This window comes from Luteibacter aegosomatissinici, from assembly GCF_023078495.1.
Taxonomy (GTDB): Bacteria; Pseudomonadota; Gammaproteobacteria; order Xanthomonadales; family Rhodanobacteraceae; genus Luteibacter; species Luteibacter aegosomatissinici.
In genome coordinates, this window is record NZ_CP095742.1 from 79,219 (window position 1) to 101,878 (window position 22,660).

The window sequence follows — 22,660 nt, forward strand, 5'->3', positions numbered from 1 at the left end:
CCCCTTGCTGTGCACGGTCGTGGATCAGAACCGCCAGGTCACCGTGGCCATGTAATTGCGTCCATATATCACATTGGTGCGCAGGCCTTCCTCGTAACCATCGAAGGTGCGCTGGCGGCTGTTGAGCAGGTTGGTGGCCTCGACCTGCAGCGAAAGCTGCGGTGTGAAGTTGTAGCTCACCGAGGCGGCCAGGTCCTTGTAGGTATCGTTGTAGATGCCGGTGGCGGCGGTGGAGAGGCCGACCAGGTAGCGATTGCGCCAGTTATAGGCGACGCGCGAGCTGAACGGGCCCTTCTCGTAGTAAACGATCAGGTTGTAGTTGTTCTTCGACAGGCCGGGGAAGGTCAACGAACTGCCGTTGACGTCCTTGATCGGCGTGTTCGAATCGATATACGTGTAGGTGGCGACCATGCCGAAGCCATCGAGCGGATCGGGCAGGAAGGTGAACGGTACCTGGGCCAATAGCTCGGCGCCCTTCACCATGGCCGAATCGCCGTTGACCTTGCGGTTGATGAAGTAGTTCACGCCACCGATCGTTTCGGCACTCTGCTGCTGGATGATGAAGGTGGAGACATCCTTGTAGAACAGGCCGGCGGAGACCATCCCGGTATCGTTGTAGTAATACTCGAGCGAGAGATCGTACTGGTCGGCCTTGAACGGCTTCAGCCCCGGCGCGCCACCACTGCCGGTACCGGGCGTAACCTGCACGCCGTTGACGAACACGGCGCTGTTGTTGAGCGATACGCCGTTGTTGAGGTCCTCGGTGTTCGGGAACGCCACGACCCGGGCCGCGCCGCCACGAACGAGCAACTGATAGGTGATCTCCCACTTGGCGATGAAGGATGGCAGCCACTCGCGGGTCGTGCTTCGGTAGTCCGTCGGGCTGGCCTGGCCGGTGGCCGTTATCAGGTTGCCCTTCGAATCCAGTTCGCGCTGCACGTAGCGAATGCCAAAGTTGCCCGACACAGGCATGCTTCCCGCATTAAAGCTCCAGTCCGCCTTGGTGTACGCCTCGGTGAATTTCTCGTCGATACTGAACGTGCCCGCATAAGCCAGCGCATTGTCGCGACCATCCAGGCACTGGGCATTCTGGCTGATGGCGGGAATGTTGGTAAACGCATCGCAGCCGGTGAACACCGAGCGATAGCTGCCAAGGTAACTGCGCGGCAGGCCGTCGAACTCGCCCTTCATGAAGTTGCTGTTGCTGTACACGCGGAGGTAGTCGGCCAGCGCCGTCGCCGGCACGCCCCCCGTGGGACGGATATCTGCGCGCAACGGGTCCTGGTCGCTCTTGACCTTGGTCGCACGGGCGCCAAACGACAGGGACTGCCAGTTATCGTTATCGAAGTTCCATACCCAGTCGGTACGCGCCGCGGGTGCATCGGTTTTCGCGCGATAGTCATTGTCAAACAGAATGGACATGGCCATCTGGTTCGGATCGGTGAGGTTGACGCCGTTGATGTTGAAGCTGCCGAAGTTGCCCGAACGCAGGTCGTAATCGATGACCGAGGTGATGCCGGCCGCTGGCTGCAGGCGCATGTAGTTCTGGTGGTACTCGGCCTTTGAACGATCGAATGAGATTTCCGCCGATCCATCCAGGTGGTCACCGGCGTGGAAGCTGCCGCGTAGCGCCGTGGACCAGACGTCGGCATCGATATCCGCGATTTCCGTGTTGGCCTGGATCGGTGTCGTGGCCCGCCCGGCCAGCAGGATATTGTGGTTCGAGTACGTGGCGTTGCTCAGGCCCGCGCTGGGATTGAAGGCCAGCCAGTAACGGTCACGATCGGACGTCTGCTTTGAATAAAACGTGTCTCCCACGATCTCGACGCCCGGCGTGGGACGCCACTGCAGGATGGCGCTTACGCCCTTCTTGGTGCGGTCGTCCTCGATGTTCTGTGCACGCATATCCGTGCTGCCGAAATGCTTCACGCCAGCGCTATCGGTGAACTGCGAGTAGCCCGAAAACGTATCCAGGCCTTGCTGCACGACCGTGCCGTGGCTATACGTGGCCGCGACCATCGCCCCAAGCGTTTCATCCTTGTTCCGGCCGGAAAGCAGGGCGAAGCCATCACCACCGCCCTTGCGGGCCAGCTTGCTGTACGTACCGGAGACGCTGACGACGTTCTGGTCACCATCCGCATTCAGCGGCATGCGCGTTTCGATATTGACGATGCCGCCCAGCGCACCGGATACCTGGTCCGCGCTGGCCAGCTTGGTGACCGAAAGACGCGAAATCACTTGTGAGGGAACCAGCGTCAGCAAGCCATACGTGGAGGTGTTCAGCTGATCGAGGCCGTTACCGCCACGTCCCGTCGCGTCGAAGATCTCGCGGCCGTTGTAGAGGTACACGTTCTGGCTGAGGCCACGCACCAGGATGTTGCTGCCTTCACCCATGCCGCGCTCGAGCTGTACGCCGGCCACACGCCCGAGGGACTCGGCCACGTTGGAATCGGGCAGCTTGCCGATGTCGTCGGCGACGATGGCATCGACGATCTGCGACGAATCCTTCTTGAGGTCGCGCGATTTCTCGAGGCTCTGGCGGATGCCGGACACCGTGACGCCTTCCAGATCGACCGGGTTCTGGCCCTGTGGGGCGGCGGCATCCTGCGTGGGTTTGGCCGGGGCGGTATCGGCCGTGGAAGGTGCTGTCTGGGCAACGGCCGGCACGGATGCGAAGAGCACCTGTGCGATCAGGGCCGACAGGATGGTACGCCGAGCAAGAACCATGTTTTTCCTCCCCCGAGGTGGTGAGCCCCGGGAAAGCAGCCGCGTTCACGGCCCCACTTTCTTCCCCGTCGCTCGCACGAATGTCGCTGTGTGTATCGCCGTTTGCCAACCGGAATTCGCTTGGCATGGTGTAACTATTATAGCAATATAGATGGGCACGCAAGAGCGACCGGACAAGGAATCGCTGCTGCAAAGCAGCATGAAAACCGCTTCGCCGATGCCCTTCTCTCGCCGTTCGACGCCCAAGGAAATCCGCGCATGACGCAACTGGCTGGTGTCTTTCCCATCGTTCCAACGATCTTTCACGCGAATGGCGTGATCGATCTTGTCGGCACGCGCAACGTGCTCGAATACATCATCGGCGCGGGTGCCGCTGGCGTGGTGTTTCCCGGCCTGGCAAGTGAGTACGACATGCTCAGCGTGGATGAACGCATCGAGCTGACGGCATCGCTCGGCGGCTGGATCGCGGGGCGCGTCCCTTTCATTGTTGGCGCGAGCCACGCGGATGCGGCCATCGCCGCGCAGCTTGCCGCGACAGGCGCCGTCGCGGGCGCGGTGGCGGCCATGATTCTTACGCCGCACAAGCATGCGAGTGATCCCGCTGCGATGGCGGCCTACTTCAACGACATCCATGAGGCGTCGGGCGTTGCGATCATGCTGCAGAACGCGCCGGCGCCGATGGGTGTGGGCCTCGGCGTGGCCCAGGTGGCGGCCCTGGCGAGTGCCGTACCTGGCATTCGCTATGTCAAGGAAGAAACGCAGCCTTCGGGCCATCGGATCACGGCCTTGATGGAAGCGACCGGCGCTGGCGTGGAGGCCGTCTTTGGTGGCGCGGGCGCGCGTTATGTGATCGATGAACTCCAGCGCGGCGCGATCGGCACCATGCCGGCGTGCGAGGTCACCGAGATCCACGTGGCCATGCTGGCCCGGCACGCGAAGGGTGATCTGCAAGGGGCGCGGGATCTTTTTGAACGCACCTTGCCCCTGCTTAGCATGCAGGCGGTGTTTCGCTGGCGACTGACCAAGGCCGTGCTGCTTCGCCGAGGGCTTATCGGTTCCGATCATGTGCGTGCTGCCGGGCCCACGCTGGATGCATGGGACCAACGCGAGCTGGACGACCTGCTTGCGCGTATCGCAGATATTCTTCCGCTCGACCGCGTGCCCGGCAAACCGGCGAGAATGGCCCCATGAACAGCCCTGTCAGCAAGGTTGAAACCTTCATCGTCACCGTGCCGCGCGATACGCCGTACCTCGGGCCGCTCGGGCCCGGCGAGCGGATCAATTCACGTGGGTACGTCGTGCGCAAGGGTAACGGGACGATCTATCCCTCCGTGGATCGCTCGATCGCCGTACGGATTACCTGCGATGACGGCAGCGATGGGTGGGGCGAAACGTATGGCATCTGCGCACCGCGCGCGACCACCGAGATCATCAACGACCTGCTGGTACCGGAACTGATCGGCCGCGACCCCGAGGATGTCGAAACGATCTGGGACGACCTGTACGGGCTGATGCGTGTACGTGGTTGTACCTCGGGCTTTCATGTCGATGCGATCACGGCGCTGGATATCGCCCTGTGGGATCTGCGTGCCCGTGCGCACGGAGTACCCCTGTGGCAGATGCTTGGTGAGCGCCAACGCGAGCGCATCCCTGGCTATCTTTCGGGATTGCCCGCGGGAAACCTGGAAGAACGGGTAGCGATGGCCGTTCGCTTCCAGCAGGAGGGGCACGACGCGTTCAAGATCCACACAGCGGTCAGCACGGAAGGCATCGTCGAAGAAGTAGCCGCATTGCGCCAGGCGTTGGGTGATGATGCGTTGCTGATGGTGGACCTGCACTGGAAGTTCGACCCCGCCGGCGCGCTTGCCCTGGCCGAACGCCTCGCGCCATACCAACCCTTCTTCGCCGAAGCACCGATCAAGCCCGAAGATGTCGATGGCCTGGCATGGCTGGCCGAACGCTCGCCCGTGCCGATCGCGGCGGGCGAGGAGTGGTATACCGAGCACGATGCGCGGCTGCGCCTGAACCGCGGGAGCATCGCGTTCATCCAGCCTGAGATGGGCCACGCGGGCATTACCCAGTACAGGCGCATTGCGCGGTTGGCGGATACCGCGGGTGTCACGATGGCGCCCCACGCCACCGTCGGTACCGGCCTTTTCCTCGCGGCGAGCCTGCATATGTCGAGCACGGTGGCGCGCTTCTGGCGCCACGAGTGGCAGCATTCGGTGTTCGCGCGGTCGTTGCAGCTACTCGAGACCGACATGGCCTATGTGGATGGCCACTACGTGCTGCCCACCGGGCCCGGTCTCGGCGTCCGTCCGGGCCCACGTTTCTGGGACTACGCCGAATTGGCTACCTGAGCGGCCGGCACCGCGACGATCGTGGCCGACGATCGCGGTGCCATCTTCACGCCGAGCCATGCCACGCCGAAGGCGATGGGATGCAGGGTGGCCATTAGCACGAAGCTGCGGTCGAAATGCCCGGAGGACACCAGGCCGGCGACAACCTGCGCCGACAACATGCCACCCAGGGCGCTTCCCGCACCGATCAGCCCGGACACCGTCGCGATGTAGCGGCTCGGATACAGATCAACCACCAGCGTGCTGATGTTGATCTGGAAAATAAGGTGGGCAAAGGCGACCGCCGATCCGATGGCGAACAATAGCCAGAGGGCTGGATGAAACGCTGCCGCAAGGCCGACCGGCGCGAGGATCGCGGCACCTGCCATCGCGATGAGCCGGCTGCGCGTCGGCTCCATGCCGCGCTTCACCATCGCGCTCGATATCGCCCCGCCACCAATGCTGCCCACGTCAGCGGCGAGATAGACCACCCATGCCAGCGACGCCACGGCGGCCAACGACATGCCGCGCACATCGTTGAGGTATTTGGGAAACCAGAACAGGTAGAAGTACCAGACGGGATCCGCGATGGCGCGTGCGAGCACCAGCGTCCATAGCGTGCGATCACGAAGCACGCGACCCCAGCGTGCCGTTTCGGATTCGGCATCGGGCAACTTTGCGGGGCGTGCCTCCTTCGGATGGAACCACAACCAACCCGCCATCCAAAGCATGCCGGCCGCGCCGGTGACGACGAACGCGGCCCGCCACCCATAGACCAGCGCGACACCGCCAATCAAGGGCGGGGCAAGCGTCGCTCCCACCATGGCACCCGCCGTGTAAATACCGTAGGCCAGGCCCTTCTCGGACGGTTTGAAGCGCTCAGAGACGACCTTGGTGCCGACGGTGTAGTTGCCAGGCTCGCCGAGGCCCAATGCGAAGCGTGCGGCGCCCAGCTCGAACGCGCTGCGCGCCATGCCGGTCAGCAGGTTGGCAATGGACCACCACGCGACGAACAAGGCCAGTGCGACTCGTGAACCCAGCCAATCGGTGATGCGCCCCGCCAGCAGGTAAGCGACGGTGTACGCCACGAGGAACGCCTGCACGATATGCGCATAGGCCGCATCCGTGATCGAGAGATCGGCCTGGATCGTCGTTGCAAGGATCGATAGTGCCTGGCGGTCCAGGTAGTTGATCACCGTGGAGACGAACAGCAGGGCGAGCAGCACCCAACGGAACCGATCGGGCTTCGCTTTCCCCACCTCTTCCACCATGCCTTGCCCCCCTCCACCGGTCGATCGAAGCTATTACTAAAATAGCAACAGGTCAATCCGCAGCGCCGCAGGGCTCAGGCGATCTCCAGCGCCGCGGCGCGTAGCGCCTCCACGAGTTCGGCCGTGGCGTGCTCGGGAATCCAGCCGGACATGGCGAGGCCGGCGACCACCGGATCGCCGGTCGTCACCGCCACGATGTGGTGGTCCCGCTCATCGGCCACATGCACGCGCGCGTAGCCTCGCTGGCGGGTTGTCTCCAACGTGGCGAGCAGGCCCTCGATCCCCTGGGGGAACATCGGGATGTCCTTGCCGTCGTAGAGCTCTCGCACTTCGTCATCGGGCAGCTGAGCCAGCAGCACGATCCCGATACCACTGGTAGTGGCCGGTAACAGGCCGATACGGCCGAGGCCGCGTGCGGCTTCGATGCCCGGCGGTGCATGGAACAGGTAACTGACGCTGTCGTTCCACAGCACGCCCATCGCCACGGTGTGGCCAAACCGGCGCAGGCGTTCGAGCTCAGGCAGCGCGCGCCGGATAAGCCCCGACGCAAACAGGCTCTGCGCCGCCAGCACGTGCATGCCGGCGCCGGGCGCGTACTTCCGATCGGAGGTCTGTCGCACGATACCCATATAAGCCAACGTCTTCAGCAGGCGATTCACCCGTGTCGTGTTCGCGCCGAGCTGGCGCGCGAGTTCACGGCAGCCGATCGGTTCCGGTGCCGAGGCCAGCGCCTGCAGCGTAAGGATGCCGTCAATCAGGCTCTGGTTGGGTTGGGCATTGGGCTTGGCGCGCATGGCGCAAAGAGTAGCCGTACCACGGGGCCAATGGCGATCCTCAGGGAAATACCAGCCGCTCGCCCTGGGCTGGTTCAACAAAGCGCACACCCAGGGTGTTGCCAGTGGCCAGTTGCGCACGGACCAGCGCCCGTGGGTCACGCCCTGCATCGAGGCTGGGCTTGATGTGGTCCACCACGACGGTGAGCCCGCGCAGCGCATCCTTGCCGCCACTCGCCTCGGCGAGTACCTGCAACTCGCGCAGCAGCCATGTGGGGGTGAGATGCCCGAACAGTTTCGCATCGGGCACATCGTTCGGGAACGACACCTCGATCTGTATGCCCTTCAAGGCGTGGCTACGGACCAGCGGCGCGAGTGCCTGCCATACCTCGGCCAGATCGTGCTTTCCGTGCGAGAGCGCATCGGGGCCGGTGTCGCCGAAGTAGGCGTAATAGTCGCCGCCCGCGCGCAGCAGGATCATCGACGAGACGACCGCGTCGTGGCTCAGCGGCCACAGCTGTGCGGACATCGAGGTGCCTTGAACTGCAAACCAGGCACCTGGCGCCTCGTCGGTGAGGTGGTACCAGCCCAGCGCAGGCGCTTTTCCGCGGTCGGCCAGGTTCGGCCACGCCTCCCAGTTGAAGTAGTCGCGGCTGATCACGTCCAGCGTCGAGGGGAGGCCGTAAACCAGCTTGTCCCCATGATCCTCGGGCGAGGCGATCACCAGGCCAGCCACGTGATCGAGGTGGCCGTGGCTGATGAAATAAGCCGCAATGCCTTGATGCAGGATGTAGCCGGTGGTGCCCTTCAGCGCACCCGTCGCACGTGCCTTGTCGATCCCCGTCACCAACGTGCCGGCATCGAGCGCGAGGTAATGGTCGTCGCCCGCGGCCCGGATCAGATAGCCAGAGAGATTATCGCTGGCGACCCCACCCCCAACACCCAGCGCGACCACTTCGAAGCGGGGTGGCTCGGCGGCCTGGGTGGCCAATGGCATGGTGGCAAGGCAGAGCGCGGCGAATGCGCGGCGTAGGCTGGTCATGGGCGATGTAGTGATTTTGGCAAAGCGCAGGCGAGGGCGCGGGCGTAAGGTTGAGGCCCCGGTAGGTTAGAGGATCAGCGCCATGGCTGTATTACTCGCCGTCAATGTCGGCCTTCCGCAAGATATCGAGTGGCAAGGGAAGACCGTGCACACCGCCGTGTGGAAACGGCCTGTGCAAGGGCGGGTCATGGTGCGCCGGCTCAATATCGATGGCGACGGGCAGGGCGACCTGGCGGGGCATGGCGGTGAGCACCGCGCGGTGATGGTTTACCAGGCGGCGTCCTATCGCTACTGGGAGGCCTTCTTCCAACGGCCCACGCTCGACTACGGCAGCTTCGGTGAAAACCTCACCGTGGATGGCCTGCCCGATGATGAGGTATGCATCGGCGACCGCTACCGCATCGGCGAGGCCTTACTCGAAGTGACCCAGCCGCGGGTCACCTGCTACCGCGTGGCCCTGCGCATGAACGAGCCGCGCATGGCCAATCTGCTGGTCTCGCACCGGCGCCCGGGGTTTTACTTCCGGGTGATCGAGGAAGGCCTCATCGGTGCGGGAGATACCATCGCCAGGGAGCAGGAAGGCAGCGGCATGACGGTCGCCGAGATCGATGCGCTTCTGTACCTGCCTGGCAAGTCGCCGATCAGGCTGAAGCGCGCCGCGCAGATTCCGGCCCTGAGCAGAGGATGGAAGCAATCGTTTGAGGAGTTGCTGGCGGCAGGGCCGGAAGCCAGCGGCAACGTCGCGCTCGGTGGACCTGCGTCGGCACCACCGGCATGGAGCGGCTTTCGCGAGGTGCGCGTCACGGCCATTCGCGAGGAGAGCGCGCTGGTTCGATCCTTCGTGCTTGAGCCGGTCGATGGCCACCCGCTACCGAGAGCCCGTGCGGGGCAGTTCATCGTGTTGCGCCTGCAGCCACCCGCGCCGCGAGCACCGATCATCCGCAGTTACTCGCTCTCCGATACATCACTCGACGGGCGCTATCGTATCTCCGTGAAGCGAGGCACCGGCGAAGGCAGCCGTTATCTCCACGATGACATACACGAGGGCGACACGTTCGGTATCAGTGCCGCCCGTGGCACCTTCAACCTGGTCGACGATCAGCGACCTGTCGTGCTTTGGGGCGCCGGCATAGGCATCACGCCGCTACTGTCGATGCTGCACGAACTGGCTGCGGCACCGCCGCGGCCGATCTATTGGCTATACGGTGCACGAGACGGCACTGACAATCCCTTCTCTTCCGAAATCGACACGCTGCTGAAGGCCTTGCCCGAAGCGAAGCACCTGCTGTCTTTCAGCAAGCCGACTGATACAGACCGTAAAGCGCCCGCGTTCGATATCGAAGGCCACATCGGAATCGCCAACCTCATCGCACTCGGCGTCCCAAACCATGCGCGCATCTACCTGTGCGGACCAACGCGCTTTCTCCAGGCGCTACGCGAACAGCTTCCGAAAGCCGGCTATCCCGATGTGATGTCCGAGCTCTTCGGCGCACAGGAAGGCTTCCAGCCCGGTGTCGTTGGCGCACAGGGCAAACCACCCCATGCACCTGCTGTCGAAGACAGCAACGGCCCCATTGTCGCCTTCGTACGCAGCGGCATCGCCGTGCGCTGGAGCGCCGCAACCTACCCAAGCCTCCTGGAACTGGCCGAAGCCTGCGACGTTCCGGTTCGTTGGTCATGCCGCTCAGGCGTGTGCCACAGCTGCGAAACCGCATTGATCGGCGGCGACGTGGCGTACACCAACGAACCGCCCGATCCACCCGCCGAAGGCCGCGTGCTCATCTGTTGCAGCCGGCCGGTTGGGGATATGCAAATAGATCTCTGATGCGGAGTCTGCACTGAGCAAAGAAAAAGACCGCCATCGGGCGGCCTTTTGAATCGACGTCAGGTGTGCGTCACGACAAGCCGCGCTACCCACAGATTCCCGACGTTTCGTCGCGAAAGGTAGGCTGTTGCCTTACCTTCTGTCAAACGTCGTGCGGCGACACTGGAGGCCATTTGTGCTGCGCTCTCAATGGTCGCGATGCGCCACGGGGAAGTCGACTCGTCGGCGACCTGGAGGTCGGCCGCGGCTGTCCGCGACGGCTACCTACGGAATATCGCCCGCGCCATCCGACCTTGATATATAAGCGCGCATCGAAACGACGGCATTTGCGGAGGCGAGTTTGGTTGGAGTGAGCGGCCGTGCTCTGATCAGAGGAGTATCGATTGCAAGGGAACCGACGTGCGCTACATGTTTGCTGACGAGGCGGGATGCATGGAATTTGCACGGAAGCCGCACGCATCGAGATACTTCGTGATCTGTACCGTCCAGGTTGACGACTGTTCACTGGGTACCGATCTTCTTGATCTTCGGCGGGAGCTCGCGTGGCGTGGCCTCAACGTTGACGCCGATCAGTTTCACGCGTCGAAGGATCCAGAAGTGGTCCGCTCTGAGGTATATGCACTCCTCGAGACCAAGAAATTCCGGATCGACGCTACACTCTTGGAGAAATCCAAGGTCTACCCTGCTACGCGAGCGGACCGCTTCAGCTTCTACAAACACGCATGGTATGTACACTTTAAACACTGCGGGCGTGAGATCGCCGGACAAGGCGACGATCTACTTATTCAGGCAGCATCGATCGGTACGAAGCGAGAGCGCGTTGCATTCCGCGCTGCAATCAATGATGTAGCTCAGCAAGCGCTTCGGGGGGTGACGTGGCGAACAACGTTCTGGCCCGCGAGTAGCGATCCCTGCATACAAGTGGCGGACTACTGCGCATGGGCGATCCAGAGAGCGTTTGAGCGAGGCGACGATCGCCGTCTTCGCCAGATCGAGCGCAATGTTGCGACGTGCTACGACCTATACGCGTCGAGCGACTGCCACTACTACTGAAAAAAATGGCCAACCCTGAAACTTCGTCTATCCGAAGAAGCGCCCAGGGGCTCTTATCGACGAGTTCGGGTTGGCCGATCGAGGTTGAATATACGACTTGGCGCCGTGCTTCGCAACCCATGAGATAGCCAGTTGATCCACCTAAAGCATTGAGAATTATCGCAATTTGCGAATGTCTCGCTACCTCAAGTCCGCCCGCAGATCCCGCACACCCTTCCCAAGCCGTTGGCGCAGCAAAGTCCGCAACGTAGCGCCATCTTCATACCCAACTTCCGCCGCGATGGCCTCGATATCCATACCACTGCCATGCAGCAACGACTGCGCGCGTTCCACGCGAAGATCCTGAAAGTAGGCGAGCGGTGACTTTCCGAGAACCGCCTGGCAGCGGCGTTGCAACGAGCGTGGACTCGTAGCCAACGCGCTTGCGGCATCATCCAGCGAGAAGCCATGCTTGAGCTGGTCACGCGACCAGCGCTCGAACTTGAGGATAAGTGGATCGGCCTGTGCCAGATGGTTGGGGATGATGTAGGGCGCCTGCGAGCGGCGGATATCCGCAAGCAGGTAACGCGAGACCATGCTGGATAGCTCCGGGCTCGCCTTGCGGATCAACCACAACGCGAGATCAAGATGCCCCATCGCCGCACCCGCGGTGACGCCGACATCGGTGGGTACAAGCATGCGCGATTCATCAAGGCGAACCTGCGGATAACGCTGGCGGAACAAGGGTGAAAGCCACCACGTGGTGGTGGCCTCCCGTCCATCCAGCAAGCCGGCTTCCGCCAGGATGAACGTGCCGATGCACGACGCGGCGATCTGGGCGCCCCCCTCGCGCCATGCCAGGAGCTGCCTGGTCGCCTTGCGCACATCGGGGCGTTCGAGCGCGGGGACCAGCACGTCGGGCGAACCCGCACCGAGTGCCGGAACGATGACCCAGTCCGGCTTCAGATCGTCTTCGATGGCCCTTACAGGGATGCTGATCCCGAGACCCGAGCGCACTTTCTTGCGAACGCCCACCACGGTGACATCGAAGCGCGGCGCGCCACCCATATGCACCACCGCGAACTTATTGGCGAGCGAAAGTGCATCCAACAGCACCGTGAGGCCGGTATCGAATAGCCCATCAAGGGCGAGGACGGCGATGCGCATGGCGTAAATGACCTTAAAGATGTCGTTTACGACGATACCCCGGGTGGCCGGTGCTGCCTAGAGTGGGTTCGTTCCACCACTTAACGCATCAACGAGGAAACGCCATGAAAATCTTTGCCATCGCCAACGTCCCCGGCTCGCTCACGCCTGATCAGCTGCAGCCGCATATGCCTGCCGAAGTGCACGCCACGCTGCAGCTTTACCTCGACGGTAAGGTCGAGCAGTTCTGGTTTCGCGATAAGTCTGGCCCGATCTTCCTGATGGATGTCGGCTCGATCGAGCAGGCGCGCACGACGCTGGACTCGCTCCCGCTCGTCGCCGCCGGGCTCATGAGTTATGAGCTGCTGCCGGTGATGCCGCTTATGCCGCTCGGTCGTTTGCTGCCGAACGCGTAACGCGCCGGGACGCCTTGGCGTGCACAGCGCGCGCCAGGCGAGTTTCTCGTGGTTCATTCACCTGACTGCACGCCAACGTATCCCTGAATGCGCGCCATTTGCTCACGCGACGGCGACGCATTTATCGACCATCCGTTCAGCGAATCCACCTCAGGCTGTGATCCAAGGGTGCCGAATGCGCACGCCGGGAGGATCACCATGAAACGCCTCATGCTTGTGCTAACCGTGCTCGTGACTGCGTCGTCGCTTAGTGGCTGCATCATCGATGACCGCCGTCCGAACCGTTACTACGATCACCATGACTACCACTGCGATAGCCGATATCACGACTGTGGCGGGTGGCGTCACTAAGATGTGACGTTACAGGCGGCATGGAGGAGCGCTAGCGCAGCTGCTTCTCCATGTCGTCGATGCTCTGTCGTCCCATCGACTGCAGGTTTCTCAACTCGGCGACGGCGCGCTCTTCATCCTTCGCGAGAGCCTGGATCTGCTCGATCCTGGCGTTGTAATCCGCAGCGAGTTCACTGGGCATCACCAGCTTTCCGGTGCCCTTTTGAATCGTGATCTTGCCGAGGTTGGCTTCGGCAAGATTGAGCAGGCCGTTCGCGGCGATATGCAAGTTCTCTTCGGCCCCCAGGAAGTGGTCCATCGCGCTTTCGAGTGCGGGCATCTTTTTATCGAACCCGGCATAGGCTCCGGCGCGCTCGGCGGGTGGCAATTCGTCGAGCAAGGCGCGTAGCGACTGGACGAACTCGGCGTATTCCCTCATGGATGTCCGGGTATCGGCGAGGGCACGTGCCAGTCGGTCGCGGCCATCGGCGATGCGCTCCTTATCCACCAGCGTGGCAGGCGTAAGCACGGTTTCGATCTGAAGCGCATCTTGCGTCGCCTCGTGTTGCGCCTCGCGCTGCCGCTCCGCGACCACAAGGGCCTGCATCTTGGGTACAAGGCGGCTCATGGGGCCGTCGCCGACCGCCGCGTGGCTCGGCGTCCCATCGGCGATGTCCCGCAACTGGGCGGCCGCGTCGTGCAGATCCTGACGGCGGTACGCTGCGTTGGTGGCGCTGCCCACCGAGCCCAGCACATTGATCGCCACGATGACCGAGGCGGCCACCGCCATGCAGAAGCGCAGGCGGCGGGCGCCACACAAGCGGCAGATGCCGGCAATCAAGGCCCCCATCAGGAACGGGGCCATCGCATTACCTAGCGCAAACGAAAGCCCCTTGCTCGCCGCGTAGCGGTGCACGGCCATGGCCAGCATGACCGCGCCGATCCCGATCATCCACAGGCCGAACGTGCCGCCGGAAAGGTCAGCTTTCACACGGCCGCCGTCAGCGACCCCGCGTGCCCAGTCCGGCTGCGGTGGCGGCGGTGGTGGCAATGGCGGCGGCAGCTCCGGGCCGCCTGCCGGCAGCCTCGTATCGTCTGACATGTTCCCCTTCCCCTAAAGAGCCCGACCATCCCGCCGGGGCTTGTGCCCAAGTGTATCGGCGAGCAACCGCTAGCGCTTTAGCGAGATGCCGCGGGTTGAAGAACCGCGAGCACTTCACTTGCCGCGCGCTCGCCGCTCGCCAGGGCACCGTGGGCGGTGGAGAAAGCGTCGTGATGCGTCGCCTCGCCGGCAAAGAACAGCCGCTCCTGGAACGGCGTGGCCAGCTTATGGCGCTGGGGTGCGTGGCCGGGCAGGGCGTGGCTATAGGAGCCGCGAATGTAGGTCGATGCGCTCCAGGCCGACGATGCCAGCGGCCGCAGGTGCTTCATCGCATCGCTGCCCACCAATTTTAGCAGTGCCGTCGATAGCTGATCGAACGATGCCGCCGGGCCTTCGAGCGAAACGCGATGCGCGCTGCGCCCGCCAAGAAAGGTTTCCACCAGCGGCCGCTCCAAAGGGCGGAAGTAGAACACCGGGCTGTCGGCGTCGCGCGGGTCGGCGATGATCACCTGCTCGGTCGGCAGATCCACCTCGCCATCGATGTGGAAGAACAGCTTCTCGTCGCAACCCAGCGGCAGGCATGAGGCGGCATGGCGCCAGTCATCCAGGGCGGTGGGCAGTCGAATAAGATTACCGGCCAGGACATTGGTCGAGACGGTGACGATGGCAGCGCGCGCGTGAACGGTGCCCATGGGCGTGCTCAGCGTGACGCCGGAACCGTCCGTGTCGATGCGTTCCACTGGCGCCGCGAACCGGCAGCCGATATCGGTAGGAAGTTGTGATGCGATGAGCGAGCCGTAACCGCGAAGCAAGCGCCAGTTATGTTCAGTCGCGGCACGTTCGTAGGCGTTGTAATCCGTGGCGGAAATGGCCTCCAGCGGTGCGCCGCTGATATACCCGCTCATCGCCTGGAGATAACCGTTCCACGGGCTCTGCGGATCCAGCGCATCGGAGGCGCGATCGGAGGCGGGCGGTGAATCCATCAGCCGTTCGTGCCACGCACGAAAGGCGGCATGGGCTTCACCCTGTTCTACATCTGAAAAATGCGGATGTGGTTGATGCTTGTCCCAGGCCGCAGGGCGCCGATCGATCTCCCAGCCTTGCTCCTCTGCGATGGCGCGCCAGGCATTGTGCTCGGCGGAATGCAGCCAGCCGCAACCCATGTCGAGAGGAATGCCCTCCAGATCGATCGTCCAGCCGCGGCCACCGATGCGTTGCGATGCTTCAAGCAACCACACCGACAAGCCCTTGCCGGAAAGACGCCGCGCCGCACCGATACCGGCTGCGCCGGCGCCGACAATGACGACATCCACATCGAAGGTCTTATCGTTTGCCATGCGGTCGCGCTTCGCCTGGTTGCCTGCCCCGATCATACGGCACGCCCCTGTTTACCGGCCGGCCCCACCTCAGCCTATGGGCTGGCTTCACCCGAGGTAGCGTTTGACCAATTGCAGCACCTGGTCCGCTTCGGTGTCCCGGACGGAAGCATCCTCCTCGTTCACCACATGCTGGCGCAGGTGGTCCCCCAGCAGCTCCACCATCAAGCCCTGCGAGGCGCCGCGGATGGCGGCGGCCTGGGTCAGCACATCCATGCAATCGGCATCGCCATCGAGGGCGCGCTCCAGGGCATCCAGCTGGCCACGAAGGCGGCGGACGCGGGTCACGAGGCGGGCTTTGTTCTGGTTGACGTGGGCCATAATGTATACCCCCTAGGGGTATATGGGTTACGATCTGGTCACGTTATCCCAGCGAGCCCTTTCATGTCCATCGAGCAGGCCGCGCCGGCCTTTATCCACAGCCACGCCTTCAATGAGGGCAACCCGCTGGCCGAGCGGAACACCCGCCGGGCGGTCTACCTGACCGCTGCGATGATGGTGATCGAGATCGCCGGTGGCTGGTACTACAACTCCATGGCGCTGCTGGCCGATGGGTGGCACATGAGCTCGCACGCGCTGGCGCTGGGCCTATCCGTGTTCGCCTATGCGTGTGCTCGCCGCTTCGCGCATGACCCGCGCTTTGCCTTTGGTACGTGGAAGATCGAGATTCTCGGAGGCTATTCGTCAGCCATCCTGTTGCTGGGTGTCGCGGCGCTGATGGCGTTCCAGTCGTTCGAGCGCCTAATGAACCCGCTGCCGATCCATTACGAGCAGGCTATCGCCATCGCCGTGGTGGGGCTCATCGTCAACCTCGTTTGCGCGTGGTTGCTCCGCGACAACCACGATCACCACCACCATGGTCACGGTCATCCGCACGATCATCACGGCCACGGCCACGGCCACGGCCACGGCCACGGCCACGGCCACGGCCACGGCCACGACAGCCATCACCACGATCTCAACCTACGCTCCGCCTACATGCACGTCGTGGCAGATGCCGCGACCTCGGTCCTCGCCATCATCGCCCTGGTCGCAGGCATGCTGTGGGGTGCCCGCTGGCTTGATCCGGTCATGGGCCTCGCCGGCGCCGTGTTGGTCACGGTGTGGGCCTGGGGCCTGCTACGCGATAGCGGCCGGGTGTTACTCGATGCCGAGATGGATGCACCGGTCGTGGCCGAGATCCGCGAAGTCATCGACAACGACGCCCACGAAGCCATCATCACTGACCTGCACGTATGGCGCGTGGGCAAGGCCAAGTACGCCGTCGTGCTGAGCCTGGTGACCGCGGTGCCTGTGGATGCTTCGCACTATCGCAAGGCTCTGTCGATTCACGAGGAGCTGGCGCACATCACGGTCGAGGTGAATCAAGCGGCTCGAGCCGGCTACTGACACCACGCTGTCAGTAGCGCGGCTGTTGAATCGCGGTATGCACACCGGTGCCGCTGTAAAATCCCCGGATGAACTCCCCCGGCCAACAGGCCTTCATCCTCACCCGCCACTGGCGGGATACCCGCGATGGCGTGGACCTGGAGCTGTGGCTGGCCACGGACCAGGGGCCGCGCTGCGTGCTGGTGAAGGGGCAGACGGCCGTGGCGTTTGTGCGGGAGTCGCAGGTCGGTGAGGTGGAGTCGGCCGTCCGCAGCGATACCGCGTTTGAACTCAAGCCGCTGCCGCTGAAGACACTGGGGCAAGAGCCCGTGCACGGGCTGTACGGGCAGAGCTACCGCGCCATGCTGCGCCTTGAGAAGCGGCTGGCCGAAAAGGGCATCACCCTGCACGAAGCCGATATCCGTCCCACCGACCGTTTCCTGATGGAGCGGTTTATCACGGCATCGGTCACGGTCGAGGCAAGCGAAAGCGGCGACCATGCCGTGCTTGTGAATCCGCGCCTCAAGGCGACCGATCCTTACCGCCCGCCGCTTCGCGTGGTGTCGCTGGATATCGAGACCAGTGCCATGGGTGAGCTCTACTCCGTGGCGTTGGAGGGTTGCGACCAGCGGCAGGTATACATGCTGGGCGCGCCGCCTGAGGGTGACCCACCCGAGCTCGATTTCGACCTGGCCTACGTTCCCGATCGCCCCGCACTCATCCTCGCCATCAACGCCTGGTTCCGCGAACACGACCCCGACGCCATCATCGGCTGGAATCTGGTGCAGTTCGATCTGCGGTTGCTGCAGGCGTGCGCCGACCAGCACGGGCTGGTGCTGGCGCTGGGCCGCTCAGGCAAACCGATCGACTGGCGCGAGCACGGCCGCCGCGAGGGTTATGTTTTCGCTTCGATTCCCGGGCGCCTGGCGATCGATGGCATCGAAGCCATGCGTTCGGCCATGTGGTCGTTCCCATCCTTCAGCCTGGAGAGCGTGGCGCAAACGCTGCTCGGCGAAGGCAAGGATATGGATGACCCGTACCACCGCATGGACGAGATCGAGCGGCGCTTTCGCGAGGACAAGCCAGCGCTGGCGCGCTACAACCTGGTCGACTGCGAGCTGGTCACGAAGATCTTCGGCAAGGCCAGCCTGCTCGACTTCGTGCTCGAACGGGCGAACGCGACGGGCCTTCCCGCCGATCAATCCGGCGGTTCCATCGCCGCCTTCAGCCATCACTACCTGCCGCGCATGCATCGCGAAGGTTACGTGGCACCCAATATCGGCGTATCCCACGGCGAGTCGTATCCCGGGGGCTTTGTCATGGAGTCGCGCCCCGGTATTTACGATTCGGTGCTGGTGCTCGACTACAAGAGCCTGTATCCGTCGATCATCCGCACGTTCCTGGTCGATCCGATCGGGCTGGCGGAAGGCGCGCTGGAAAAGGACGAAACGAAGACGGTCCCCGGCCCGAACGGCACGCGCTTCTCGCGGACGAAGCACTGCCTGCCCGGGATCATCACCCACCTGTGGGAACGCCGCGACCAGGCCAAGCGCGATGGCAATCAGGCGCTTTCGCAAGCGTTCAAGCTGCTGATGAACGCGTTCGTCGGCGTGCTGGGCGCCTCCGGTGGCCGTTTCTTCGATCCGCGACTTGCCGCCGCGGTGACATTGCGCGGACACGAGATCATGCGCACCACGCGCAAGCTGGTGGAAGACGAAGGCTACGAGGCGATCTACGGCGATACCGACTCGATCTTCATCTGGCTCGGCCGCGCACACGATGAAGGCGAGGCCATGAAGGTGGCCGCGCATCTTGTCAGCCGTATCAACCGCTGGTGGAAGGATTCACTCGCCGACGCCCATGGCATCGAGAGCTTCCTCGAGATCGAATTCGATACACACTACAAGCGGTTTTTCATGCCGACCATCCGGGGCAGCGAGATGGGCAGCAAGAAACGCTACGCGGGTCTGGTGGAGGAAGACGGCAAGGAAGAGCTGGTGTTCCGCGGGCTGGAAACCGTGCGTAGCGACTGGACCCCGCTAGCACAGGGCTTCCAGCGCGAACTGTTCGGCCGCGTGTTCCGGCGTGAACCGTATGCCGACTACATCAAGGATTATGTGCGCCGCCTGCAGGCAGGCGAGCTGGATGACCTGCTGGTGTATCGCAAGCGCCTGCGCGGCAAGCTGGATTCCTACGACCGCACCACGCCGCCGCAGGTACGCGCCGCGCGCCTGGCCGATGAGTACAACGCAAAGCACGGCCGGCCGTTGCAGTACCAGAACGGCGGCTGGATCAATTACGTGATGACGCTGAGCGGCCCCGAGCCTGTCGAAGCGCGCATGGCCACTATCGACCATGAGCACTACCTGACCAACCAGCTGGAGCCCATCGCCGATGCGATCCTCGCACCGCTTGGCGATAGCCTTTCGGCGCTGACCAACCAGCAGCCCGAACTGTTTTAGCCCCGAGCGGTGCGCCGTATTGCCTGTGGCGCGACGCCGTAACCGCGCACGAACACTTCGCGCAGGTGGCGGCGGTCGCGAAAGCCGGTTTCGCGCGCGACCACATCGAGCGAATGCCGGCTCTGCTCGATCATCGTGCGTGCCGCCTCAAGCCGAAGCTTCTCGACGGCCTTCGCAGGGGACTCCCCGGTTTCGGCCGTGAATACGCGGCTGAACTGACGCGGGCTCAGGTGTGCCACTTCCGCCAGCTCTTCCACCCCCAGCGGCTGGGCGAGGTTGCGTCGGGCGAAGTCGAGCGCTTCCTGGATACGGTCCGTGCGTGGCGCAAGCATCAGCATTTCCGAATGCTGGGTCTGCCCGCCTGAGCGGCGGTGCGGCATCACCAGCTTGTGGGCGAGTGACCGGGTGAGCTCCGGGCCCAGGTCCTTTTCCACCAGGCCAAGCGCGAGATCGAGGCCAGCGGTCATGCCGGCGGAGGTCCACATCGGGCCATCGGTGACGAAGATGCGATCAGGCTCCACGGTGATACCGGGGAAGCGCTGGCGCATGGCCTCCGCAAACAGCCAGTGCGTGGTTGCACGCCGGCCATCCAACAGGCCGGCTTCCGCCAGCACGAAACCTCCGGTACACAAGCCGGCGATACGCCGCGCGCGCTGACCCGGGCCGGCGAGGAAATCCAGCACGGCCGGATCGGAGGGATCGACCAGCGGGTCGAGTACACCGGGGACCAGCCAGGTATCGGCGGAGGAGCGCGCGGTCAGCGGTTTCGTCGCCACGCTTACGCCAAAGGACGAGCGCACATCGCCGCCACCCGGGGAATAGACATCCACGGCGTAGTACGTGCTGCCGTGGATCTGGTTGGCGAACTCGAAGACCGCCTGGGTCCCCAGGGCCATCATCTGGAAACTATCGGACAGGACGTACCCGATGCGTTGCATGGCCGGCCTCCCGGCGCGTGACCTAAAACATGACTATATACGTCATTTGCGCCATGGTCGAGCCGGCGCAAGCTATCTCCCATGCCGCGGCGCCCGCGGCCTCACCCTGGAGATACCCTCATGAACGCTTCCCTCGGAACCGCCGTTGTCACTGGTGCCTCGTCGGGCATCGGCGCCGTGTACGCCCAGCGCCTGGCCGATCGCGGCTATGACCTGATCCTGGTTGCCCGCAACCGTGATCGCCTGAACGCCCTGGCCACGAAGATCAGCAACGCCACCGGCCGTGCCGTGGAAGTGTTGGTGGCCGATCTGGCCAACCCCGCCGATCTGGCCAAGGTCGAAGCGAAGCTGCGCGAGGATGCGACCCTACGCGTGCTGGTCAACAATGCCGGCGTGGGCACTCACACGCCGCTTCTCGACAGCAAGATCGAGGCGATGAACAAGATGATCGACCTCAACGTGACGGCGCCGACCCGCCTGACCTACGCGGCCGTGCCGGGCTTCGTGGCCCGCGGCCAGGGCGCGGTGATCAACATCGCTTCGATCGTTGCCATCGCGCCTGAAATCCTCAATGGCGTGTACGGCGGCAGCAAGGCTTATGTCGTGGCGTTCAGCCAGTCGCTGAAGCACGAAGTGGGCGACAAGGGCGTGCAGGTGCAGGCCGTGCTGCCGGGTGCGACCGCGACCGACTTCTGGGAGGCGGGTGGCATGTCGGTGGATATGTTGCCGAAGGAGATCGTGATGAGCGCCGAGGACCTGGTCGATGCCGCACTGGTCGGCTTTGATCGCGGCGAGCTGATCACCATCCCGCCGCTGCACGCGGTGGAGCATTGGGATGCGTATGAAGCTGCCCGCCAGGCCATGGCACCGCAGCTTTCCAGCGCCACGCCGGCCGAGCGCTACCTCGCTACCGCGTAAGCCTTTAACCTCGGCGGATGCCTGAGAAAGCGCCCCGAGCCCACGGCCACAGCTACACCGCCGACGAGATCCGCGCCCTGCGCGCGGGTCTTTGTCGCGTGGATCCGGCGCTGGTCATCGCGAACACGGTTACGCCCGAGTTCGCGTGGCGCTCACGTCCTGCCGGCTTTGCGGGATTGCTGCGGCTGGTGGCGGAGCAACAGGTGTCCGTCGCGTCCGCGGCAGCCATCTGGAAGCGGATCGAGGAGGGGCTGGGCAGCGTGACCGCCGCCACCGTCCTTGCCGCCGGCGAGGAGCGCATGCGCACGCTGGGGCTTTCGAAACCCAAGGCGCGCTACGCGGTGGAGATCGCCCGCGCTGAACAGGAAGGCCGCATCGATTTCGCATCACTCGCGGATGCCGGTGACGATGACGCGGTCGCTGCCCTTACGACCCTGATCGGCATCGGGCGCTGGACGGCGGAAGCCTTTCTCATCGGTGCCTATGGGCGCACGGATTTCTTCCCTGCAGCCGACATCGCCTTGCAGGAGGCCGTGCGTATCGTTGATGGCCTGGCGGTGCGCCCGACCGAAAAAGAACTGTACGCACGTGCGGAACGCTGGAAGCCGTACCGCGCCGTGGCGGCGCATCTCTTATGGGGTTTCTACACCGCGATGAAGACAGGTGCGGTCAACATCACTCCGCCGCCCGTGCAAAGCGCGCCGGTGGCTGCCCCACGTGCCGCGCGAAAGCGACGCTGAAGGCGCTCGCCGAGCCGTAGCCGACCTGCTCCGCCACACTCGCTACGCCTGCGCCCTCGCGGCGCAGGAGTTGCCGGGCCAGGGCCATGCGCCAGGTCAGCAGGTATTCCATCGGGGCGACGCCCACCACACGGGTGAACCGATCGAAGAAGGCCGACCGCGATAACGCGGCTTCATTGGCCATGCGCGCGACGGTCCACGCTTCGGCGGGGCTTTCGTGAATACGGCGCAAGGGCAGTGCGAGGCGCGTATCGGCAAGGCCACGCACCAGCCCTGTCGGCGCCGTGGCGCCCGCCGAACGTAGCGCATCAATGAACAACACCTCGAGCAGGCGCTCCAGCACGACATCGCGCGCGGGACGATCACCGCGCGATTCGTCGCCGACCATGCCGACGAGTGCCGTGAGGCGGGGTTCGCCGCGAACGTGCAACACGCCGGGCAGCAGCGACACCAGCAGGGCGGCATCGGGGGAACCGAAAGCGCAATGGCCGATCAGCGCGCGGTAGTCCACGGTGCCTTCGGGAGCGCCGACCCGGGCGCGGCCTTCGGCGACGGTCACGGGCGACACATGATCCGCCGGCGGTGGCACGAGGCTCTCCGTCGTGAAATCCAACGCGGCCGGCACAAGCACGAAGTCGCCAGCGTGAAGCACCAGCGGCGCCTGGCCATGGATGAGCAAGCGAGACGAACCCTCCAGCACCGCGCAATAGAACGGCTCACCGGTCGTCGTCCGCGTCACCCGCCAGGGGCTCACCGCGGCCACGACCTTCGAGAACCGCATCACGGGCTGGAGCAGGGTCACCACCTCGGTGAACGGATCGGCCATGGCCGGACTCCTGCGAACGAATCAAGGAC

Annotated in this window: 20 protein-coding genes; 10 read left to right on the top strand and 10 right to left on the bottom strand. The window is 64.0% G+C overall.

The genetic code is table 11. From position 1 onward, the window contains the following. Positions 1–24: 24 nt before the first annotated feature. Positions 25–2,727, bottom strand: a complete 2,703-nt coding sequence (locus L2Y97_RS00365; protein WP_247431472.1) for a TonB-dependent receptor — start codon at positions 2,725–2,727, stop codon at positions 25–27. 258 nt (positions 2,728–2,985) lie between these two features. Between L2Y97_RS00365 and L2Y97_RS00370 the strand changes: the two genes are divergently transcribed. Both L2Y97_RS00370 and L2Y97_RS00375 read left to right on the top strand, forming a co-directional pair. Next, positions 2,986–3,918: a dihydrodipicolinate synthase family protein gene (locus L2Y97_RS00370; RefSeq protein WP_247431475.1), complete on the top strand. Its 933-nt coding sequence runs from the start codon at positions 2,986–2,988 to the stop codon at positions 3,916–3,918. After that, positions 3,915–5,087 carry a mandelate racemase/muconate lactonizing enzyme family protein gene (locus tag L2Y97_RS00375; protein WP_247431478.1) on the top strand — a complete coding sequence of 391 codons (1,173 nt, stop codon included), beginning with the start codon at positions 3,915–3,917 and terminating at the stop codon, positions 5,085–5,087. The genes L2Y97_RS00370 and L2Y97_RS00375 overlap by 4 nt, the downstream gene beginning before the upstream one ends. Here the strand turns inward: L2Y97_RS00375 and L2Y97_RS00380 are convergent. From L2Y97_RS00380 to L2Y97_RS00390, 3 genes are all read right to left on the bottom strand, one after another. Then, complete coding sequence (locus tag L2Y97_RS00380) at positions 5,066–6,337, bottom strand: MFS transporter (RefSeq protein WP_247431481.1); 1,272 nt, start codon at positions 6,335–6,337, stop codon at positions 5,066–5,068. The genes L2Y97_RS00375 and L2Y97_RS00380 overlap by 22 nt on opposite strands. A 74-nt stretch (positions 6,338–6,411) precedes the next feature. Continuing rightward, entirely contained in the window at positions 6,412–7,131 is a 720-nt protein-coding gene (locus L2Y97_RS00385) for an IclR family transcriptional regulator (protein ID WP_247431483.1), read from the bottom strand. A gap of 40 nt (positions 7,132–7,171) precedes the next feature. Next, complete coding sequence (locus L2Y97_RS00390) at positions 7,172–8,152, bottom strand: 3',5'-cyclic-nucleotide phosphodiesterase (protein WP_247431486.1); 981 nt, start codon at positions 8,150–8,152, stop codon at positions 7,172–7,174. Positions 8,153–8,234: 82 nt separating this feature from the next. Here L2Y97_RS00390 and L2Y97_RS00395 point away from each other — a divergent pair, with 82 nt between their 5' ends. Together L2Y97_RS00395 and L2Y97_RS00400 are read left to right on the top strand one after the other, a co-directional pair. Further along, the gene (locus L2Y97_RS00395; protein ID WP_247431489.1) at positions 8,235–9,977 is read left to right on the top strand and encodes an MOSC and FAD-binding oxidoreductase domain-containing protein; all 1,743 of its coding nucleotides are present in this window, start codon (positions 8,235–8,237) and stop codon (positions 9,975–9,977) included. A gap of 408 nt (positions 9,978–10,385) precedes the next feature. Beyond that, a complete protein-coding gene (locus L2Y97_RS00400; RefSeq protein ID WP_247436960.1) occupies positions 10,386–11,030 on the top strand; it encodes a DUF3800 domain-containing protein in 645 nt (214 codons plus the stop codon). Positions 11,031–11,210: 180 nt separating this feature from the next. Here L2Y97_RS00400 and L2Y97_RS00405 read toward each other — a convergent pair whose 3' ends face one another. Beyond that, complete coding sequence (locus L2Y97_RS00405; RefSeq protein ID WP_247431491.1) at positions 11,211–12,176, bottom strand: GlxA family transcriptional regulator; 966 nt, start codon at positions 12,174–12,176, stop codon at positions 11,211–11,213. Positions 12,177–12,280: 104 nt separating this feature from the next. Between L2Y97_RS00405 and L2Y97_RS00410 the strand changes: the two genes are divergently transcribed. After that, on the top strand, positions 12,281–12,571 hold the full coding sequence (locus L2Y97_RS00410; RefSeq protein ID WP_247431494.1) for a hypothetical protein: 291 nt from the start codon (positions 12,281–12,283) through the stop codon (positions 12,569–12,571). A 198-nt stretch (positions 12,572–12,769) separates the two neighbouring features. Further along, positions 12,770–12,922: a hypothetical protein gene (locus L2Y97_RS00415; protein WP_247431496.1), complete on the top strand. Its 153-nt coding sequence runs from the start codon at positions 12,770–12,772 to the stop codon at positions 12,920–12,922. A 31-nt stretch (positions 12,923–12,953) separates the two neighbouring features. Here L2Y97_RS00415 and L2Y97_RS00420 read toward each other — a convergent pair whose 3' ends face one another. The 3 genes from L2Y97_RS00420 to L2Y97_RS00430 form a co-directional block, all read right to left on the bottom strand. Further along, complete coding sequence (locus L2Y97_RS00420) at positions 12,954–14,003, bottom strand: hypothetical protein (protein ID WP_247431498.1); 1,050 nt, start codon at positions 14,001–14,003, stop codon at positions 12,954–12,956. Between the two features lie 77 nt (positions 14,004–14,080). Beyond that, the gene (locus tag L2Y97_RS00425) at positions 14,081–15,340 is read right to left on the bottom strand and encodes a flavin monoamine oxidase family protein (protein ID WP_247431500.1); all 1,260 of its coding nucleotides are present in this window, start codon (positions 15,338–15,340) and stop codon (positions 14,081–14,083) included. A gap of 87 nt (positions 15,341–15,427) precedes the next feature. Beyond that, positions 15,428–15,700: a metal/formaldehyde-sensitive transcriptional repressor gene (locus L2Y97_RS00430; protein ID WP_247431502.1), complete on the bottom strand. Its 273-nt coding sequence runs from the start codon at positions 15,698–15,700 to the stop codon at positions 15,428–15,430. A gap of 63 nt (positions 15,701–15,763) precedes the next feature. Here L2Y97_RS00430 and dmeF point away from each other — a divergent pair, with 63 nt between their 5' ends. Next, entirely contained in the window at positions 15,764–16,768 is a 1,005-nt protein-coding gene (gene dmeF, locus L2Y97_RS00435) for a CDF family Co(II)/Ni(II) efflux transporter DmeF (protein ID WP_247431503.1), read from the top strand. A 68-nt stretch (positions 16,769–16,836) separates the two neighbouring features. Further along, positions 16,837–19,209 (top strand): DNA polymerase II, encoded by a 2,373-nt coding sequence (locus L2Y97_RS00440; protein WP_247431505.1) that lies wholly within the window; start codon positions 16,837–16,839, stop codon positions 19,207–19,209. On the opposite strand, the gene L2Y97_RS00445 is transcribed toward L2Y97_RS00440, so the two are convergent. Next, positions 19,206–20,147, bottom strand: a complete 942-nt coding sequence (locus L2Y97_RS00445) for a GlxA family transcriptional regulator (protein WP_247431507.1) — start codon at positions 20,145–20,147, stop codon at positions 19,206–19,208. The two genes, L2Y97_RS00440 and L2Y97_RS00445, sit on opposite strands and share 4 nt — an antisense overlap. A gap of 120 nt (positions 20,148–20,267) precedes the next feature. Between L2Y97_RS00445 and L2Y97_RS00450 the strand changes: the two genes are divergently transcribed. Continuing rightward, positions 20,268–21,065, top strand: coding sequence for an SDR family NAD(P)-dependent oxidoreductase (locus L2Y97_RS00450; protein WP_247431509.1), 798 nt, complete (start codon positions 20,268–20,270; stop codon positions 21,063–21,065). A gap of 17 nt (positions 21,066–21,082) precedes the next feature. Then, on the top strand, positions 21,083–21,805 hold the full coding sequence (locus L2Y97_RS00455) for a DNA-3-methyladenine glycosylase family protein (protein ID WP_247431511.1): 723 nt from the start codon (positions 21,083–21,085) through the stop codon (positions 21,803–21,805). Here L2Y97_RS00455 and L2Y97_RS00460 read toward each other — a convergent pair. Beyond that, complete coding sequence (locus L2Y97_RS00460; protein WP_247431513.1) at positions 21,741–22,631, bottom strand: AraC family transcriptional regulator; 891 nt, start codon at positions 22,629–22,631, stop codon at positions 21,741–21,743. The two genes, L2Y97_RS00455 and L2Y97_RS00460, sit on opposite strands and share 65 nt — an antisense overlap. Positions 22,632–22,660 lie beyond the last annotated feature (29 nt).

What these genes read in the sequence shown, in the direction of transcription:
- L2Y97_RS00365 (WP_247431472.1), bottom strand. Translation starts at nt 2,727, where the DNA reads ATGGTTCTTGCTCGGCGTACCATCCTGTCGGCCCTGATCGCACAGGTG.
- L2Y97_RS00370 (WP_247431475.1), top strand. Translation starts at nt 2,986, where the DNA reads ATGACGCAACTGGCTGGTGTCTTTCCCATCGTTCCAACGATCTTTCAC.
- L2Y97_RS00375 (WP_247431478.1), top strand. Translation starts at nt 3,915, where the DNA reads ATGAACAGCCCTGTCAGCAAGGTTGAAACCTTCATCGTCACCGTGCCG.
- L2Y97_RS00380 (WP_247431481.1), bottom strand. Translation starts at nt 6,337, where the DNA reads ATGGTGGAAGAGGTGGGGAAAGCGAAGCCCGATCGGTTCCGTTGGGTG.
- L2Y97_RS00385 (WP_247431483.1), bottom strand. Translation starts at nt 7,131, where the DNA reads ATGCGCGCCAAGCCCAATGCCCAACCCAACCAGAGCCTGATTGACGGC.
- L2Y97_RS00390 (WP_247431486.1), bottom strand. Translation starts at nt 8,152, where the DNA reads ATGACCAGCCTACGCCGCGCATTCGCCGCGCTCTGCCTTGCCACCATG.
- L2Y97_RS00395 (WP_247431489.1), top strand. Translation starts at nt 8,235, where the DNA reads ATGGCTGTATTACTCGCCGTCAATGTCGGCCTTCCGCAAGATATCGAG.
- L2Y97_RS00400 (WP_247436960.1), top strand. Translation starts at nt 10,386, where the DNA reads ATGTTTGCTGACGAGGCGGGATGCATGGAATTTGCACGGAAGCCGCAC.
- L2Y97_RS00405 (WP_247431491.1), bottom strand. Translation starts at nt 12,176, where the DNA reads ATGCGCATCGCCGTCCTCGCCCTTGATGGGCTATTCGATACCGGCCTC.
- L2Y97_RS00410 (WP_247431494.1), top strand. Translation starts at nt 12,281, where the DNA reads ATGAAAATCTTTGCCATCGCCAACGTCCCCGGCTCGCTCACGCCTGAT.
- L2Y97_RS00415 (WP_247431496.1), top strand. Translation starts at nt 12,770, where the DNA reads ATGAAACGCCTCATGCTTGTGCTAACCGTGCTCGTGACTGCGTCGTCG.
- L2Y97_RS00420 (WP_247431498.1), bottom strand. Translation starts at nt 14,003, where the DNA reads ATGTCAGACGATACGAGGCTGCCGGCAGGCGGCCCGGAGCTGCCGCCG.
- L2Y97_RS00425 (WP_247431500.1), bottom strand. Translation starts at nt 15,340, where the DNA reads ATGGCAAACGATAAGACCTTCGATGTGGATGTCGTCATTGTCGGCGCC.
- L2Y97_RS00430 (WP_247431502.1), bottom strand. Translation starts at nt 15,700, where the DNA reads ATGGCCCACGTCAACCAGAACAAAGCCCGCCTCGTGACCCGCGTCCGC.
- dmeF (WP_247431503.1), top strand. Translation starts at nt 15,764, where the DNA reads ATGTCCATCGAGCAGGCCGCGCCGGCCTTTATCCACAGCCACGCCTTC.
- L2Y97_RS00440 (WP_247431505.1), top strand. Translation starts at nt 16,837, where the DNA reads ATGAACTCCCCCGGCCAACAGGCCTTCATCCTCACCCGCCACTGGCGG.
- L2Y97_RS00445 (WP_247431507.1), bottom strand. Translation starts at nt 20,147, where the DNA reads ATGCAACGCATCGGGTACGTCCTGTCCGATAGTTTCCAGATGATGGCC.
- L2Y97_RS00450 (WP_247431509.1), top strand. Translation starts at nt 20,268, where the DNA reads ATGAACGCTTCCCTCGGAACCGCCGTTGTCACTGGTGCCTCGTCGGGC.
- L2Y97_RS00455 (WP_247431511.1), top strand. Translation starts at nt 21,083, where the DNA reads ATGCCTGAGAAAGCGCCCCGAGCCCACGGCCACAGCTACACCGCCGAC.
- L2Y97_RS00460 (WP_247431513.1), bottom strand. Translation starts at nt 22,631, where the DNA reads ATGGCCGATCCGTTCACCGAGGTGGTGACCCTGCTCCAGCCCGTGATG.